The organism is Noviherbaspirillum sedimenti, assembly GCF_003590835.1.
Classification (GTDB): Bacteria; Pseudomonadota; Gammaproteobacteria; order Burkholderiales; family Burkholderiaceae_D; genus Paucimonas; species Paucimonas sedimenti.
Genome location: NZ_QYUQ01000002.1, coordinates 2,171,263 through 2,189,463, shown reverse-complemented (window position 1 = coordinate 2,189,463; position 18,201 = coordinate 2,171,263). Strand labels below are relative to the sequence as shown.

Annotated in this window: 13 protein-coding genes; 2 read left to right on the top strand and 11 right to left on the bottom strand. The window is 57.8% G+C overall.

The annotated features are described in order from the left end of the window. Positions 1 to 68: 68 nt before the first annotated feature. From D3878_RS10160 to D3878_RS10130, 6 genes are read right to left on the bottom strand one after another with little or no spacing between them, the layout of a single operon-like run. Entirely contained in the window at positions 69 to 1,523 is a 1,455-nt protein-coding gene (locus D3878_RS10160; RefSeq protein ID WP_119785359.1) for an oligosaccharide flippase family protein, read from the bottom strand. Positions 1,524 to 1,525: 2 nt separating this feature from the next. Continuing rightward, a complete protein-coding gene (locus tag D3878_RS23480) occupies positions 1,526 to 2,722 on the bottom strand; it encodes a glycosyltransferase (RefSeq protein WP_147383920.1) in 1,197 nt (398 codons plus the stop codon). A 40-nt stretch (positions 2,723 to 2,762) separates the two neighbouring features. Next, entirely contained in the window at positions 2,763 to 5,003 is a 2,241-nt protein-coding gene (locus D3878_RS10145; protein WP_119785356.1) for a glycosyltransferase, read from the bottom strand. Between the two features lie 6 nt (positions 5,004 to 5,009). Further along, positions 5,010 to 6,326 (bottom strand): putative O-glycosylation ligase, exosortase A system-associated, encoded by a 1,317-nt coding sequence (locus tag D3878_RS10140; RefSeq protein WP_119785355.1) that lies wholly within the window; start codon positions 6,324 to 6,326, stop codon positions 5,010 to 5,012. Beyond that, entirely contained in the window at positions 6,319 to 7,476 is a 1,158-nt protein-coding gene (locus D3878_RS10135) for a glycosyltransferase family 4 protein (RefSeq protein WP_119785354.1), read from the bottom strand. The genes D3878_RS10140 and D3878_RS10135 overlap by 8 nt, the downstream gene beginning before the upstream one ends. Further along, complete coding sequence (locus D3878_RS10130) at positions 7,473 to 8,651, bottom strand: glycosyltransferase family 4 protein (protein ID WP_119785353.1); 1,179 nt, start codon at positions 8,649 to 8,651, stop codon at positions 7,473 to 7,475. Before D3878_RS10130 ends, D3878_RS10135 begins: the two co-directional genes overlap by 4 nt. A gap of 191 nt (positions 8,652 to 8,842) precedes the next feature. Between D3878_RS10130 and D3878_RS10125 the strand changes: the two genes are divergently transcribed. Both D3878_RS10125 and D3878_RS10120 read left to right on the top strand, forming a co-directional pair. Continuing rightward, complete coding sequence (locus tag D3878_RS10125) at positions 8,843 to 10,210, top strand: UDP-glucose dehydrogenase family protein (protein ID WP_119785352.1); 1,368 nt, start codon at positions 8,843 to 8,845, stop codon at positions 10,208 to 10,210. After that, entirely contained in the window at positions 10,207 to 11,193 is a 987-nt protein-coding gene (locus tag D3878_RS10120; protein ID WP_147383919.1) for an NAD-dependent epimerase/dehydratase family protein, read from the top strand. The genes D3878_RS10125 and D3878_RS10120 overlap by 4 nt, the downstream gene beginning before the upstream one ends. Here the strand turns inward: D3878_RS10120 and D3878_RS10115 are convergent. Genes D3878_RS10115 through D3878_RS10095 form a run of 5 tightly spaced genes read right to left on the bottom strand, consistent with a single transcriptional unit; the run spans position 11,190 to position 18,161 of the window. Then, on the bottom strand, positions 11,190 to 13,082 hold the full coding sequence (locus D3878_RS10115) for an XrtA/PEP-CTERM system amidotransferase (RefSeq protein ID WP_119785351.1): 1,893 nt from the start codon (positions 13,080 to 13,082) through the stop codon (positions 11,190 to 11,192). The genes D3878_RS10120 and D3878_RS10115 overlap by 4 nt on opposite strands. Next, entirely contained in the window at positions 13,070 to 14,260 is a 1,191-nt protein-coding gene (locus D3878_RS10110) for a TIGR03088 family PEP-CTERM/XrtA system glycosyltransferase (RefSeq protein WP_119785350.1), read from the bottom strand. The genes D3878_RS10115 and D3878_RS10110 overlap by 13 nt, the downstream gene beginning before the upstream one ends. Before the next feature lie 14 nt (positions 14,261 to 14,274). Continuing rightward, entirely contained in the window at positions 14,275 to 15,840 is a 1,566-nt protein-coding gene (gene xrtA, locus D3878_RS10105) for an exosortase A (protein ID WP_119785349.1), read from the bottom strand. Beyond that, entirely contained in the window at positions 15,837 to 17,123 is a 1,287-nt protein-coding gene (locus D3878_RS10100) for a TIGR03087 family PEP-CTERM/XrtA system glycosyltransferase (protein WP_119785348.1), read from the bottom strand. The genes xrtA and D3878_RS10100 overlap by 4 nt, the downstream gene beginning before the upstream one ends. A 3-nt stretch (positions 17,124 to 17,126) precedes the next feature. Next, complete coding sequence (locus tag D3878_RS10095) at positions 17,127 to 18,161, bottom strand: FemAB family XrtA/PEP-CTERM system-associated protein (RefSeq protein WP_119787818.1); 1,035 nt, start codon at positions 18,159 to 18,161, stop codon at positions 17,127 to 17,129. Positions 18,162 to 18,201 lie beyond the last annotated feature (40 nt).

Here is an 18,201-nt window from a genome sequence, read left to right as displayed (position 1 = left end):
AATGCTAATGGCTGACATTGAAGTTTTTTGTTCGTCGAGAATTTTCATGTAATCAAAATTGTCACCGACTAAATTTTTCTAGAAAACATCAGTGTTCGAAAACGCCCCGTGAGCATTGTCGTCATCAAAATAAATTCAGTCGATATTGGATGGCGAACCAGGAAAATTGCAGCTATCCACGTCATGGTGGCTGTCACCGCGACAATCGCCAGTCGGATGATGGCATGGTAGTTGACGAGCACGTCAATGGGGATCATGGCGGACACGACGATCCCGGTAACGGCAAGGCTTTTCCAGCTTCTCTGAATTACTTGTCCAATTGTGATGGAGGTGGTGCGGCGAACAAAAAAATATGCAAGCGCACACTGAATGGCTTCTGTGGCCACCAAAAAAAGAACCACAGTCTGCAAGCTACCTGTCATGGCGCCCGCTGCTACCATGGCAACCCTGATTCCCTGGGCGATGATTCCGTAGCGCGACAATAAATCGACACGACCGGTGGCATTGCAAGTTGTCCCGACAAGTGAGGATAGTGCCGCGAAGCAGGCTCCGTAGCAAAGCATGCTGGTGTAAGGTGCGGCTTCAAGCCACTTCTGTCCGAATAGAACCAGTACGGCATCATGAGCAAAAATGGATAGCACTGCGAACAGCGGCCAAGTGATAACGCTGAAATATTCGATCGATCGCAACAAAAGTTGGGAGACATCACCACTCTTGCGCTGGTCCCCGGCCATCGACGTTAAAACCACTGGCATAGCCGAAGATAAGACGGATTCCTGGACCATGCTAGTCAATGTCCCTGAGCGACTTAGAAGGCCGACAGAACTGAAGCCCAATACTTTGCCGACTATGAGGTCGCTGGCCCGCTGGCCAAGCTGTTCAGCTACGCCAAAGGCGGTCATATGCAACCCAAATTGCGTAATCCTGCGCCAGCATACCAGAGAGAGACGATAGATCCCTAAATCGCGCCAGAGCAGGTTGGCGACCAAAACAATCGCAATGGAACTTACTAATGCTCCCAAAGCCAGTGCTTTGGCGCCCATTCCAATCCAGGCTAAAAAAATGGCAACAACGGCATTGGCAACTGAGCCCGCCACGCTGACTTTAAACATGTCAATGAAGCGTTGATCACGTAGCATGAGAGCCAAGCTTACTGTCGAAAACGGCGAAATGAGCAGTCCCAAGGTTGTTATGTAGATAATTGTCGTAATCTCGGGATTGGCATAGTAGGAACCCAATGGCCCGGAAATCACTAACAGGATGACGCTCAATGAAACAGCGATTAGCAGCGATACCGTAAAAGCAGTATTGGCTTTTTCCGACGTCATTTCCGCCTCTTTGACCAAAAAGTTTCCCACGCCAAAATCTCTGAGCGCATGAGTGATCGCAGTAATTGCAACGCCAACCGAAAAAACCCCGGTTTCCTCGGGCGAAATTAATCGGGATAGGGTAATGACCGATGCTATCCCAATCAGCATTTGCACATGCTTTTGCATGAAAGAGATAACGAGATTTCTACGCATGGTTATAGCACTTCCATGGTGGTGCGCCCGAAAGCATTCTGGGTTTGTGCATACTCAATGGCCGTCGCCTCAGGCAGGCGACTGCGATAGGCCCTGTCGAGATTGCATTGCTGGGACAAATAGCGTTCCTGATCGAACGTGGACAGGAGACTATTTACCGTTGCAAGCATCTCATTTTCATCGCCACAAATATAGCCGATGTCGCCGAAGCGATTGGTCAATTCTCTGATCACCGGCGTGTCGAACGAGACAATCGGTTTGCGCCAACGCAGGACATCGAGTAAGACACCACTCGCGGACAACCCGTAATAATCCATGTTATACGGCAGGACAACGTATTGTATGTTGGCCAGTTCCTGTTCGAATAATTCATGAGATAGCCAGTCTTTAGAAAACGGTCGTGGTCCGCTGATGCCACTGAGATCGACATTCTGGCAATTGGCCTGCAGCTTTCCGACGAGGCGGAAATCGGCAGCGATCGCGGCTTGTTTTTCAACCCGGAGCGCCAGGCGGGCAAATACATCAAGTCCCTTGGAGCGGCCAGCAATTCCTAAGAGTCCAAACCGAAGGTGCTCCCGTGTTGGACTGGAAATTTGCCAGTCTATTTCGGTATTCATGCAGGGGTGGTGAATAATGTCTATCATGCGGCCGACGGATGGAATCAATGCCGCTAAATTGGTGCGAATGTGCGATTCAAGGGCGATAAATCTAACATTTGGATGATTTGCGTAGGCGAGGCTACTAAAGTAGTCGGAAATTCGCCGAAAGGGATTGCGACTACGCGGAAATCGCACGTTATTAACGTCGCCGTGCAGAACAAGATGGCACCGGAAGCCTGGATTGAAATGCCTGAACAGTTTGGCGGCCCATATGTGATGAGGCTCGCCGGTAAGAAATACCACCTGGACTTGTGGCGCGAACCCGCTCCATTTGCCATAGGTTTTACGAAGAAAAAGGAGGGTCGTCACCGTACGCCAAAAAAAATTTCGTCGTGGTGCAGGGGGGGGGATGTCGGTTATTTTTTGCAGACGGCCATCTAATAACGGGTCAGGTTCGGGTAGCGCTTTTTCAAGGTGTGACTCATGCGCATAAATTACCAATTCCCGACTGGGAAAGGCGTGCGCTGCTGTCTGCAACATCGCTCTGGTAAATGGTGCGTGCGATGCCCCCATTTGAGCCAACTCATAAAAAAGGATCATTAACTTGCCTCTGAAAATTCGTTGGACTTTTTTTCATGCTTCACATCAGTCGGTTCGGGTTTTCTCGCAGGAGTCTTTCGCAAGTCTTTAGGAATAGGTTGGCAACGGATTTTGTATTGTTTTCCAATGCAAGTTGAAGCCCGTTTCTGCCCATGTTTTCTGCAAGTTGAGGGGTTCGGAGCAATTCAATTATTGTTGTGGCGATGGTTTCTGGGTTTGTGCCATCCACCAAAAAACCAGTCTTTCCGTCGACAACAGCTTCTACTGCGCCGCCTGCGCGTCCCCCAATTACCGGTTTTCCGCACGCGTTGGCTTCACGAAATACCAGTCCGAATCCTTCTGTGTCGCCGTCAGGCATGGTTCGATTTGGCATGAGAAATACATCGCACGTACGAAAATACTGGACAAGTTCTTCGTCAGATACTTTTCCTACGAGAGTGACATGGTCTGATAAGCCTTCCTTGTAAATGAGACTTTCAAACTCGGAACGGCATTCGCCATCGCCAACTATCAGGTAATGAATGTGAGGCATTTCGGTTACAACCCTTGCCATGGACTTGATAGCCATATCAATACCTTTTCGTAGGACCAGGCGCCCAACAGTGAGTACGATTTTTTTTTCATAAAGCTGGTGCTTGGCGAGCAGGCCGTAATCTTTTATTCCAGGAGTGAAGCGGTCGGTATCCACACCATTTTGAATCAGTGTGATTGCAGCGGGATTCAATCCCATGGATTGGGTGAGTGCATCGCAAGTGAAGGAGCTGACAGCGACCACTTTATCGGCAGCCGCCAAATAATGCCGTCGTTTATTGCCGTGCAGTCGTCCCCCTGTGGCCGTGGTGATCTCCTCGCCATGAACGTAAATAACCAGTTTGCAACCGAATATTTTTTTTAATGCGATGCCAAGCCAACTGCCTGTGACGAGTTCTCCGATACAGACGACATTGATTCGATGTCGATAAACTAGGAGTGCAGCGGTCATGAGCATGCGGGCATACAGTGGCAAGTCTTGAAATACCAGACGGTACAACGATACTAAGGTGTTGGCCGGGGGAGGGGCCATCAATGGGCGGAGCAAACTTATACGGTCAACTGGAAATGCAGCCGTACTGTCATGTTGTTGCCAGCCTTCGATCTCTTGATTATTCAAATAATTTCTTTTTGCCGTGAGAACTCTGATGCTTTCAAGGGGTAATTTTTCACACAGGTTTTCATATACAACTGCGGACCCCCCGTGAATGGGAGGGAAGGTGCTTGCCACCAGCAGGCATTTCACTTCGCCTTGGTCTACGCCATTTGCGGCCGGAATCAGCGGTACGTGCTTCTCTCGGGTAAAGAAATTGCGTGCAAGCTGGTAAGCAATATGGGTGTCGTTAATATCCCAGGGAGAAAATCGCGCTAACTGATAAATATCCGAAGAACTGGTCGCAGTGCCGCCGCTTGTGGCTACAGCAGCTTTGTAGCCGCAGGATTTCACCATCCCGACGTGTTTGGCGCTGTAATCTTTTAAAGGACGGCCGTTCGGATATGCAAATAAATTGACTGTGTCACCGATAATTGCTTCAAGTTCTTCTTTGCAGCCGCCGATTTCAGCCTTGGCTTGCTCATCCGTACACTCATTCAGAATTGGATGTCTTATGGTATGTGCGCCGACTTCAAAGCCTTGACTATGTAATTCACGGACAGAGGCGGCATCAAATGGCCTTGGCAAGATGATTGCAGTCCTTGCTTGTGTCTCCAGCAATTCAATGGCGGTCAATCGTTCTTTCAGCGGCGCATATTTCAGCCGCTCCTGCAATTCCGCCACCAGACGAATCCGACTCTGCGGGGCGCTAAGATCTCCATAACTCCCGAATCCATAGGGTAGGGAAATGCCGTGATCAGGTAGAGCGCGAACAGCAGCGAGAATTCGCTCATGCCATAGGGCCGGTCCCGAGAGTTGCTCAGTCGTGACAAAGAAAGTGGCGGGTAAATTACGTTTGCGTAAAGCTGGTCCGACGGTTTCTATCCATTCGGCATAACCATCATCGAATGTAAGTGCCACCGCACGATTGGGAAGACTATCCCGCGCAAGCGCGTCAGTGGCTTCGCCCAATGGCAGCACATTTGACGTTGCTGCTATGAATTCGAGAATATGTTCAAATCGATCAAGACAAAGTTCAGTCGGCGCCAATGGATCGGCCACTTCTGGCACCTTGTGGAAGAGGAGTACTGTAAGTCGTCCTCTCGGTCCACCAGGTGAAAGCAAGGAAAAGAGTCCGCTAACGATCGTCGAATTCATGGGAGATTAATGAGTCAAATCGTTCTGGAATTTATTGATTTTGTTGGGTGCCGGTGTTCTGGTTTTCTGCTGCGGGACATGTCCATCGCGATTGGAATTCAAGATCAGCACTTTTTCTAATAAGACTAATATTAAAATAATATCGTAGTACAAATCGAAATACGCCAAGGATAGGAACGCCCCTCCTACTGCAAATCCGATAATGCTTACTTGAACCATTTTTGCAAGATCGCTGGCCCACTTGAGTTCTTCTTTTTCTTTGCAAAACTTGATGATCCGGGTACCGGTTCGCCAGGAAAAATACATTAACAGGAGATACATTGTCAGACCAATGAATCCATGGTCTCCCAAAACCTGGAAATAGATGCTATGCGCCACATGATAATCGAGAGGATTGGGCGCATAGGCAAGAAACATTCTCGGTGAAAACACATTAAAGCCGCCACCCAAAAAATGATTTGTGGCAACATTGATTGCAAAATACCAGGCATTAAAACGCCCCATGGCCGAGGCATCCTCCTGGAAATTATCAATGGTTTGCATTCTGGCAAACCATTGCTCCGGCATCACCGCATATACAAGCAGTACTATGAAAATGAGTGCAGAGCCGGTGAGTATTTTTTTGGGACTCTTCAACCACAAAAAAAACAGCATGACTCCCCCTCCGAGCAGTGCCCCGCGGGAGTATGAACCTACCGCCGCTATTACGGTACAGATGACCATACCCGTCAAACCGATGCGCAGCCATTTTTTGTCAGCATGTACCCGCATGTACCAGATGATGGGTAGCGTAGCAATGAAAGCCAGTGCAAGTGAGTTGTTTTCGTAAATATAGCTTCCTTCCGGCCCCCATACCTTGTGGCTACCGCCGGAAGCCAGTGTGAAAATCCCCCCCTTTAGGCCATAGATTCCCAGTGAAAGTCCGACTACCCAGACAAATGCCTTGATGTCCTTTTCCGTGTTGAGCACAAGCATGGCAATCAAAATGATGAAAAGACTCTTCATCACCCGATCCCATTCTTTCCATACCAATCCGGGTTCTAATGCAAAAAAACTTGTAAACGTCATCCATGCCAGGAACACAATTAATGTAAGCGTTACCGGAGTCACTGGAAATCGCTTTGGCTCTCTTGTGAACAAAAGGCTTAACAGTGTTACAGCCCCCAATACTGCTGCAAAAGGGAACGCATAGGCTGCGCCATAAGTAAGCCTATGCGGATTCATCAGGCTGATCCACGTGAACATCAGCACGCCGATAGCCGGGCGTTTTAGAATGTAGGGCAACGATCCAAAAACGATCGCAAAGATCAGGAGATCACGCACGGATTATTAGGCGTTCAAACATTTTTTCCACACGTATTGCATTGCCATTCCAGGTTAGCTCCTGATCAGAAATTGTTTGGCGTGCATTTTCTGCAAGCTGGGCGCGCAGCGTGTTACTCCTGCAGAGCCTGCTGATTGCTTCGGCAAGCCCGCTAGCGTGTGCGGGGTCAAACAAAATCGCATTGTGGTTATCTTTAAGTATCTCCATGAGATTCGGCTGCGCCGGCCCCACGATAGCTTTGCCCAGCGCCAGATACTCGAACAGCTTCAGTGGCGAAGCATACGCGACCACCGCCGGTTGCAGCGCGATATCGAACGCCGCGACATAACGCGCCACATCATCGCGCCCGACAATGCCGGTAAAGCTGACCCGATGGCTGATGTTCAGTGCGCGCGCCTGCTCTTCAAGCGCCGCGCGCACCGGCCCGTCGCCCACCACCAGCAAGTGCCGGCTCGATTCCGCCGGATCTGCTGCGATCAGGTCGATCACCTTGTCCAGCCCGTGCCAGTCGCGCACGAAGCCGGTGAATCCCAGCACCAGCTTGCCCTGCAGCCCCAGTGCGGCTTTCGCGGCCTCGGTGTCCGGCGCCTGCGCAAAGCGTTTTTCATTGATGCCATTCGGGACCACCACGATGCGCTCGCGCGCGACCCCGTAGGCGGCGACGATATCCGCCAGCACCTGCGTCACCGGCAACACGTAGTCTGCGTTGCGCCATGCGTAAGCTTGCGACCAGCGCGCCAGGCGCTTCAGTGACAAGCCATCGTAACGCGCCCGCTCCTCGAAGATCGGCGCATTGATTTCCAATAGCATGGGCAATTTGTATCTGCGCTTGAGCCAGATCCCCGCAGGCAGGAACAGGTTGTAACGCTCGTACAGGCAATCCGGTCGATGCAGCTTGACGGCCTTGTCCAGGCGTCGGTATGCCACCAGCGAATACGCCAGCTCCATCAGTTCATAAAACCATTTCGGCAGATGGCGCTTGAGCCAGGCGACCAGCCCGGCATCGGAACCGAAAGCCTCGCTCTCCGCACTGGGCGGTGCCACGATGATGACCTCATGTCCCTGCTCGCGCAGGGCATCGATCATTTCCTCGATATGGACGTACTGACCATCCTTGGAGCGGGTGCGGTGATGGTAGAGAATTTTCACGGGCGGAACTCCCCCAGTATCTTGTCGAACAGGGCGATTTGTCCCGCGGTGGTGTCGTCCCAGCTGAATTTTTCCGCGTAGCTTCGCGTGGCTTCGTGGGCGGGGTAATTTTCGCGCAGCTTGCGCACTGCGTCGGCGACGCCCTGGGGTGTGCGCTCGGCCATCAGGATGCCGGCTGCCGGCGCGGCGACGACTTCCGGCGTGCCCCAGACATTGCTGGCGACTACGGGCGTGCCGCAGGCCATGGATTCAAGCAGCACATTGGCCCAGCCTTCGCGGCTGGAGGCCAGCACCATGGCATCCGCGGCGCCGTAATAATTGCGCAGTTCGGTTTGCGGCAGTGCGCCCAGGAATCTCACGCGCCCGGACACATTCAATTGCTGCGCCAGCGCTTCGAGCCTGGCGCGTTCCGGTCCGCTGCCGGCAATCATCAACCGCGTATCGGGTAGCGCCGGCAGGGCCGCGATGATCAAGTCATGCGCCTTGCGCGGTTCGAGCAAGCCGACCGACAGCAAGGTGAAACCGGTCATGCCGAGAGCAGCGCGCACCGTGGCGCGGTCCACTGGCTGGAAGCGCTGCAGATCAACGCCATTGCGCAGGGGCGTAATGCGATCGGCGTCGATGCCGAGCCCAACTATTTCTTCTTTCAGCGCATTGCAGACGGTAATCATGCCTTGCGCCCGGCGGCCAGCCCAGAGGATCTGCGTGCGCGGCAAGGGGTACTGCGGAATCAGGTTGATGTCGGTACCGCGTGCGGTAATGACCACCGGTTTGTTGAAATGGCGTCCCAGCATGACGGCGGCGACGCCATCCGGATAGAAATAGTGGGCGTCAATCAGGTCAAAATCGTAACCCGCGTCGATGATGCGGCGCACAGTTGGTTTGACCGATTGCGCGAGCAGGAACGGCGCCAGGGTCATGCCAACTTTGGGTGGCAGGACATAACGCGGGTGTTGCACTTCGATGCCGGCGCGGCTTTCCACGGCCGGCACTTTGGCATAGCCAGCGTATCGACCGAAGCGAGGGTGCGCGGAGGGAAACCAGGGTACCGGTGCGACCACCCGGGATTGCACCTTGCCGCTTGCCAGCAGATAGCGCAGGCGTGTCTCCACGAATATCCCGTGGTTGGGTTTTTCCGCGTTGGGAAACAAGGTGCTGAAGGTAAGCAGTTTCATCCGGGCCCAAGGTCCGGCAATTCTCAAATTGCCAGTTAAAATCAAGACAAGTAAAACATTTGCAATATTCTAATATTAAACATTTACTACTAGTAATTTATTAAGTATATTCTTTTCAATAAAATGTCGGCAAGCTTGTTTCTGCAACAAATTTTGATTTAAAATTTTTTAACATTTAGCTAAATAAATTCATGAAAATCACCATCATCGGAACGGGCTATGTCGGCCTGGTGTCGGGCGCGTGCTTCGCGGATTTTGGTAACAATGTCCTGTGCCTGGACGTCGATGCCCGCAAGGTCGAGATGCTCAAGGCCGGTAGCATTCCGATTCACGAGCCCGGCCTGGATACGCTGGTTACACGTAATTTCGCCGCCGGGCGGATCGCTTTCACCACCAGCTACGATGAAGCGGTAGAGCATGCCGAGGTGATTTTCCTTGCGGTTGGCACGCCGCCTGACGAGGATGGCAGCGCCGACCTCACGCATATCCTGTCAGCGGCGCGCAGCATCGGCCAGCGCCTGAGCCGGCCGGTCGTGGTGGTGGATAAATCCACGGTCCCGGTTGGCACCGCCGATGCGGTCAGCCAGGCGATCCGCCAGGAACTCGATCGCCGCGCTGCGCGCATCGACTTCGCGGTGGTCAGCAATCCTGAATTCCTGAAGGAAGGCGCGGCGATCGAGGATTTCATGCGGCCGGACCGCATCATCATCGGCAGCAACGACGAGCAGGCGACCAAGGTGATGCGGCAACTGTACGCGCCATTCAGCCGCAACCACGACAAGATGATCGAAATGGATGTGCGCAGTGCGGAATTGACCAAGTATGCCGCCAATGCCATGCTGGCGACCCGCATCAGCTTCATGAATGAATTGTCCAACCTGGCCGAGGCGCTGGATGCGGATATCGAGGCGGTACGCATGGGGATCGGCTCCGACCCGCGCATCGGCCCGCATTTCCTGTATTCCGGCATGGGCTTCGGAGGCTCGTGCTTTCCCAAGGATGTCAAGGCCTTGCTGAAAACTTCGGTCGACCATGGTCGTACGCTGCATCTCCTGAAAGCCATCGAAACCGTCAACGAGGCGCAAAAGGGCGTCCTGTTCGAAAAGATCGCGCGCCACTTCGGCGGCCGCGACGAACTGTATGGCAAGACCATCGCCTTGTGGGGCTTGTCCTTCAAACCCAATACTGATGATATGCGCGAGGCGCCCAGCCTGGTGCTGATCCACCAGTTGCTGCAGGCAGGCTGCCGCATCCGCGCTTACGACCCGGTGGCGCGCGAGGAGGCAGGACGGATTTTGCAGGCGACCAGAGCGGAATGCCTGCGCTCGGGGCAACTGGCGTTGGTGGCATCCTCGTCCGAAGCGATCGAGGATGCCGACGTCCTGGTGCTGGTGACCGAGTGGAAGGAGTTCCGTGCGCCGGATTTCGGCCTGTTGGCCAGTACGTTGCGCAGCAAGGCGATTTTCGACGGCCGCAACCAGTACGACCCCGAAATCGTGCGCGCCGCCGGCTTGCGCTATTACGGTATCGGCCGCCGCAATCCCTGGACGAACCAGTGAGCAGCGCAGGCAAGTCCATCCTGGTGACCGGCGCCGCCGGATTCATCGGCGCCTTCGTCGCCGCCCGCCTGGCCGACATGGGGTACCAGGTCATCGGTTGCGACAATTTCAATGACTACTACACGCCGCAGCTCAAGCGCGACCGGGTGGCAGCGTTGCTGGCGCCACGGGGCGTGCCTTGCCTGCCGCTCGAACTGGCTGACGCGGCGCAGGTCGAGCAGCTGTTCGCACAGCACCGGCCGGCGCTGGTGGTGCACCTGGCGGCGCAGGCCGGCGTGCGTTATTCGCTGCAGAATCCGGCGGCCTATATCCAGTCGAACCTGGTGGGATTCGCCAACATGCTGGAGGCTTGCCGCCAGCACCAGGTCGAGCATCTGCTGTATGCCAGCAGCAGCAGTGTGTATGGCGCCAATGCCAAGGTGCCCTTCAGCGAGAGCGACCGTACCGACGAGCCGGTCTCGCTGTATGCGGCGACCAAGAAATCCAACGAGCTGATGGCGTATTCCTACAGCCACCTGTACCGTTTTCCGGCTACCGGCTTGCGCTTCTTTACCGTGTATGGCCCCTGGGGCCGGCCGGACATGGCGTATTTCAGCTTTACGCAAAAGATGCTCAAGGGCGAGATGATTCCGGTGTTCGCCGGCGGTGAGCTGCGGCGCGACTTCACCTACATCGACGACATCGTCGAGGGCGTGGTGCGGCTGCTGTTCAAGCCGACCGTGGCAGAGAATGGCGCGGCGCCGCACGCGGTCTTCAATATCGGCAACCACCAGCCGGTGCGCGTGCTCGAATTCATCCGGACCCTGGAAAAGGTGCTGGGGGTCGAGGCGCGGATCGATTTTCAGCCGATGCAGCCCGGCGACGTGCCGGCCACCTATGCCGACACCGCCGCCTTGCGCGCGCACGTCGGCTTCGCGCCGGCCACGCCGCTGGAACAGGGGTTGGAGCGCTTCGGCGCCTGGTACCGAACCTGGGCGAATTAGGCCGTTTCCTTGCGCAGGAAGGCTTCGAACATCAGCAGCATCCAGATCGGCGCGCTGTAATCGCGCCGCCCTGACTGGTGCTGCTCGACCATCTCGGTAACGAATCCCATGTCGAAGATGCCGCTGTCGGCCATTGCCGGACCCAGCAGGGCCTCGCGCACGCGCTGCCGCAGCGGCCCGCGGAACCAGCTGGCCAGCGGAATGGAAAAGCCCATCTTGTCGCGGTACAGGATGTCTTGCGACAGCTGCGGCTCCAGCGCCTTCTTGAAAATGTACTTGCCTTCCTGGCCGCGCAGCTTGAGCGAGGAGGGCAGGCCGGAGATCCATTCGACCAGCTGGTGGTCGAGCAGGGGCACTCGCACTTCCAGTGCGTGCGCCATGCTGGCGCGGTCCACCTTGGTCAGGATGTCGCCGGGCAGCCAGGTTTTCATGTCGAGGTACTGGATCAGCGACAGCGGATCATCGGTGGGTGCGACGCCGGCGTGGCCGCGCATCACTTCAATCGCGTCATATCCTTGCAGCGTACGGCGAAATGCCGGGCTGAACAGGCGCGCGCGCAGTCGATCCGGCATCACCGAGACGCCATGAAAATAGCCGTCCACCAGATCGCGGCTGAGCGCTTCGAAGGTGGTCTTGGCACGCAGGAAGCGTGGCACCCGGTCTGCCTTGGGATAGATTTTTCCGAGCACGCCGAACAGCGGCTTGCGCAACGCCAGCGGCATGGTCGAGCGCACCCGCTGCTCCGCCATTGCCAGTCGGTGGCGCCGGTAGCCGGCAAAATTCTCGTCGCCACCATCGCCCGACAGTGCCACCGTGACGCGCTTGCGCGCCAGCTGGCAGACGCGGTAGGTGGGTATGGCCGAGCTGTCGGCATAGGGTTCGTCGTAAAGCTCTGCCAGGGTGTCGAGCAGTGCGTAATCGTCCTTGTCCACCGTTTCGCTGTGGTGGCGGGTCTTGTATTGCGTCGCCACTTGCGCCGCATATGCGGATTCATCGTAGGCGGGGTCGTTGAAGGCGATCGAGCAGGTGTTGACCGGTTCTTTCGTCAGACTGGCCATGGCGGCGACGATGGCGCTGGAATCGACGCCGCCGGACAGGAATGCGCCCAGCGGCACTTCGGCCACCATGTGCGATTGCACCGCTTCGCGCAGGCGTTCGTTCAGTTCGCTGGCGGCATCGGCCTCGCTGATCGGGCCGAGCGGGCGGAACGGCACGTCCCAGTATGGCTGCGGTTGCGGCATCGCCTCGCCCACGCGCAGCGTCAGCGTGTGTCCGGGCTGCAGCTTGAATGCGCCCTGGTAGATCGTGCGCGGTTCCGGCACATAGCCATAGGCGAAATAATCCTCGACGGCGCACGGGTCGATTGCGCGCGGCATGCCGGGATACGCCAACAGCGCTTTCAATTCGGACCCGAAGATGAAACTGCCATCGGCCGACTGCGCGTAATACAGCGGTTTGATGCCCAGGCGGTCGCGCGCGACGAACAAGGTCCTGGCATTGCGGTCCCAGATGGCGAAGGCAAACATGCCGCGCAGGCGCTCTACGCAAGCCGGCCCCCATTGTTCCCAGGCGTGCACGATCGCCTCGGTATCGCTGTGGGTGCGGAACACATGGCCCAGTCCGACCAGCTCCGCCATCAACTCGCGGAAGTTGTAGATTTCGCCGTTGAATACGATGACCACGCTGTCGTCTTCGTTGAACAGCGGCTGCTGGCCGGTGGACAGGTCGATGATGGACAGCCGCCGGTGGCCGAGTCCGACCCCGGTTTCGAGATGCAGGCCGCCTTCGTCGGGGCCGCGATGGTGCTGGCGCTCGTTCATCGCATGCAGCGTTTGCCGCTCGATTTGCCGTTCGCCGCGAGGGTCGAAGATGCCGACTATTCCGCACATGATCTGATGGGTTCCCTGAAAGATGTTTTATTGGCCAGCAGCGCCTCGTACAGTCCGGCATAGGCGGTCAGCATCGCCTGCACGCTGTATTGCCGCTCCACACGCAGGCGGCCGGCCGCACCGGCCGCGCCGGCGTGGTCCGGCCTGGAATGAAAGGAAAGCAGGGCAGCCGCCAGTGCGGGCGCATCGGCGGGTGGCACCAGCAAGCCGCTGATATTTTCCTCGACCACTTCCGGCAGGCCGCCTACCCGCGTGGCAACCACCGGCAGGCCGCAGGCCATGGCTTCCAGCACGGTGACCGGCGTGCCTTCGGCCAGCGACGGCAGGACGAACAGGTCGAAGCCACGTATGATGTCGGCGATGTCGGTGCGCGCCCCGGGCAGCCAGACGACTTCAGCCAGGCCTGCGACGTTAACTTTTGCCCGCAATTTTGGCAGCAAGGGGCCGTCACCGACAATGGCCAGCCGCAGGCCGGAGGCATCCGGCAGTAATTGCCGCAGATGGATAAAGGCATCGACCAGGCCGAGGTGGTTCTTGACATCCTGGATGCGGCCGACCGTGCCGATGACGAAGCAGTCGTCGCCAAACGGCGTCGGCGCTATCTGCTGTGTTTCCGCCGGGCGGGCCGGCCCCGGATGGAATTGCCCGGTATCGACGCCGTTATGAATCAGCTGCACTTTCGCTGGCGGTATGCCGACTACCGTTTGCAGCCAGTGCGCAAGATCGCCTGACACGGGAATGTAGCGGTCGATGAAGGGCACCAGCAGCCTGCGCAGGAGATTGTGCTTCGGATTCTTGCCTTCCGGGTCGGCGGCGTCGCGGCCGTGTTCGGCGTGGATGCGGATCGGCACGCCGGCCATGGCCGCGGTAAAGGCATACTCGATCGCCGCCAGGTTATAAGTATGCAGGATGGCCGGCTTCAGGCGGCGCAGCAGGCGCCAGAGCTTCAGGTGCGTCGACAGGCCCAGGCCGGCCGGTTTGTGCAGTGAGAACAGGGCGACGTCGGGGACACGGATCTTTTTGGCGAAAGCCGAGTAATCGGTCAGGCAGACCACTGCATGCCGGTAGCGTTCGGCGGGCAGGCGGTTGACGCATTCGACCAGCAGGGTCTCCAGGCCGCCAAAATCCAGGCGATAGACAAGGTGAACAATGAGCGGACGGGTATCGATTGCGTGCATCGCGTGTCCCGGTCTCAGGGCAAGGACTGGCGGTTGGCCGCCAGCATGGCTTCGAGTGGTGCCAGGTTTTCGGCGAGAAAATCGCGCAGGGTGGCGCGCGCCTGTTCGATATCCTCGGTGAGCGGTGCATAGGCCATCAGCGAGGCACCATCGTCGCGCTGGCGCAGCAGCTTGAGCTTGGCCTGCAGCAGTTTGCCGGTGTAGTCGCTGAGGAGAAAACCGCCATCGATCCAGTACCACTGCCACACCAGCAGCTTGCCGGATGCGCCTTGCAGTTGCGTTTCGCGCACGGCGAGCTGCTGCCCGGCCAGCGCTGTCTGATGGCCGCGGCTGGAAATCCTGCGCCAGCTTGGGTCTTCATCCACCACCAGGCGGTTTTGCGAGTTGATCAGTTCGGAATCGTCATGCTGGTTGCGGTAATACAGCAGCGTCAGCCCGGCCTGTTGCGCATTTTTGCGGAAAAAACGGCTGATTTCAGCGTTCGGCGTCTGGAAGTGCGGCTTCCAGTCGGTGAACCGCGCGCCGGCTTGCCAGCCTGGCCGGAAGCCGGACAGGTCGGCTTGCGCCAGGGGGGCGCCGGAGTGCTCCAGGTAATAGCCATAGGCGGGCCAGAGCGCCATGGCGGCGATGGCGGCAATCGCAGCGGCAGCCATGCGCCCACCTGCCGTCGAAGCAGCGGGTGACGCAGGCACGTCCGGGGGCGTTGTCTCTTGAAGCAAGGCATCCGTGGGCGCCGGGTTGTTTGCGCGCGGCGCATCCTCGCGCCAGAAGCTGCCGATCCAGAACATCAGGAACATCACCAGGCCGAAGAACAGCCAGCCATAGACCAGGTGATCGACGCCGACGGCCAGTTGCATGCCGCTGAAATGGCCGATCATGACGATCATGAAGGCGCGCGCGCCATTGGCGACGATCGGCACTACGATCGACACCAGCACGAACAGCAGCCGCCGCTGCCACGAGCGGTATGTGAGGTAGGCGTACAGGCAGCCGAGCGTGACCGAGGAAATCAGGTAGCGCACGCCGCTGCAGGCTTCCACTACCGACCAGTCGCCGGAGGGCAGGGAGAAATTGTTCCCCTGACGCAGGATCGGGATGCCGGTTGCTTCGACCGCTGCCACGGTGAAATCCGCCGTCAGTCTGATCAGGGGATCGATGAAGATATCGCCGAAAGGCACGGCGAACAGCAAAAACAGCAGGGGAAACGCCAGCCGCGAGGAAATCCGCCAGCCCAGCACGGCCACTGCGGCGGCAGGAATCATCGCCACAAAGGCGTATTGCCTGAGCACCTGGACATCGCCCAGGTAAGCCAGCAGCCAGCCGAAGCCGCAGGCCGCCAGTAGCAGCAGCGCCGGCCACCAGGGGGCAGGCGTCAGGCGCGCCAGTTTGCCGCGCTCGCGCCAGACCAGCCACAGGCTGATCGGCAGGATGATATAGCCGTGGGCGAAGGTTTCCGAACTGTTCCAGATTGCGACGATCGAACGCGCCGTGGCAAAGTAGATGATGAACGGGGCCAGCAGCGTTGCCCCCACGGCACAGAGGATCCAGAATCGGGAGCGGGCGTCAGATTGCGAAATCACCGGGCTGCCTTTCTTTGCAGGGAATGGGGGGTGTCATGCGCGCGGGAGCGTGGCGCCGCGATTGCGGCAGGACTGGCGACCAGCAGGGCATCGACCGCGGCCAGGTGGGCTGGCCAGGCGTAATTCGCCAGCACGTTTTCACGGGCACGCATGCCCAGCGCCGCATCCGGCTGCGCCAGCTGTTGCAGGACTGCGGCGGTGAAGCTTGCGGCATCTTCTGCCAGCAGCACGTCTTCGCCCGGGCGGGCGGCAATGCCTTCCAGCGCTTGCGCTGAAACCACCACAGGTTTGGCCATGGCCATGGCTTCCAGCACCTTGTTCTGGATGCCACGGGCAATGCGCAGCGGTGCCACGGCCGCGTGCGCATGCGCCAGGTAAGGACGCACATCCGGCACCGTGCCGGTGACGCGCACGCCAGCCTGGGCGGCGAGCGCCTGGACCTGCGGCGCCGGGCGGCTGCCGACGATATAAAAAACCGCGTCCGGCCGTTGCGCGCGCACCGCCGGCAAGACTTCACGGGCGAACCACTGCACCGCATCGATATTGGGCCAGTAATCCATGGCGCCGGTAAACACCATGGCCTTTTCATCCACGCCGTAGGGATTGTCGAACGCGTGCAAGGGAGAAAAATACTCGGCATCCACGCCGTTGCTGAAATGGCCGGTTCTTTCCGCGCTCTCGGGCGCCAGGGCGCGGAACAGTTGCGCTTCTTCCGGTGAGACGAACAGCGCGGCATCGAAGGCGGCCGCCACCTTGCGTTCGTAGGCCAGCAGCGTGCGGGCCTCCCTTTGATAAATCCACTTCATCGGCCAGCGCTTGCTGGTGGCGTATTGCGCCCACTTGTCGGAATCGACGTCGACGAAATCGATCACCCGGCGCACGGCGGACAATGTGGGTAATGCGCCTTGCGGCGGCGCGACGAATTGCGCCATCGCCGAGGAAAACACCAGGACCTTGCCGATTTGATGGCGGCGCATGGCTTCATCCACCCAGGATTGCAAGGCGGCGTTGCGATAATAGTCGAGCGTCAGCGGCCGGCCGGCGAACAGGCCGCCGAGGCTGCGCAGGCGCGCGCGGCGCGGCGCAAGCTTGGCGAAGTGCGTATCCGCGCAGATTTTCCTGACCGTGTCGGCGTACTGCCAGTCATCCGCATCGTCGATGAAGCTGCCGAGATGGACGTGGTAGCGCTGCGCCAGATGCCGCAGCAAATGCCAGGAGCGGATCTTGTCGCCCTTGTTGGGCGGATAGGGGATGCGATGCGCAAGGAAGAGTAGATGTTCCACGGCCTATCCCAGGTTCCTGACGATGTAGGGGCCGATGCGGTTGGCCCACGCCAGCGGCATGCGCTGCCACATCTTGATGAACAGTTGATACTTGGGATTGAGGGGATTGGTGTCCGGTACCGCCTTCGATTGATGCAACTGATACTCGTAATGCAGCGGTGTCGGCTCGAAACCCCAGTTCTTCTTGAAGTCAAAGGAGCCGGTACCCAGCTTGCTGCGGCCGAAGTCGAAAATCCGGTAGCTGCGGGCGCAGGCGCGGCGCATCAGTTCCCAGTACATGAAATCGTTGCCGGCGACTGCGCGCGCTTCATCTGTGCCGCCGCCATAGTAGGGCAGGACCTCATCGCGGAAGTAAAAGCTCATGACGGCGCAGACCGTGCGGCCTTCGTTGGTGATGACCAGCAGTTCGCAATCGTCGGCGAACACTTCCTTGAGGATGGCGAAATATTTTTTCGAGAATACCGGCGTGCCGAGCCGGTGCACGCTGGTCGAGTAGGCGTGGAAGAAGCGTTCGATGTCGGCATCGATTTCGCTTTGCAGGCCGGCCTTGATTCCCTTGCGCACCATGGCGCGCTGCTTGCGCGGAATCGCCAGCATGTTCTTTTCTTCGTCCGGATCAATCTCCTTGCGGAAGGTGACGTACAGCGGTTTGGAGACCCAGTCGGCATGTTGCGGCTGCAGGTTCCGGTATTCGAGATGGCCGACTTGCAACTGTGCTGCCAGCTGTTGCGCCGCTTCGTCGAGCACGCGCCTGGCCGCGTCGGTTGCGGCGATGCCGCCATAGACGCAAAACGGCAGCGCCGCGAGGGAATGTCCGAACAGCCGGCTGTTGATTTCGGCCAGCGGCAATACGCCCAGGATTTCGCCGTCAGACTCGACGTAAAGGAAATGGGTGCGGTGGCCGAACGCGCGCTCGATCACCTTTTTCCAGCCGGCGCGGTGAAAGAAAGTCGCTTCCGCAGATTGCTGCACGAAAGCATCCCAGCGGGCGGCGTCGGCATCCTGCAGGGAACGCACTTGCAGGTCGGCATGCGCCATGCAGTCCGGAATGGCGTGGTCGGCATGTCCGGCGGCTGGG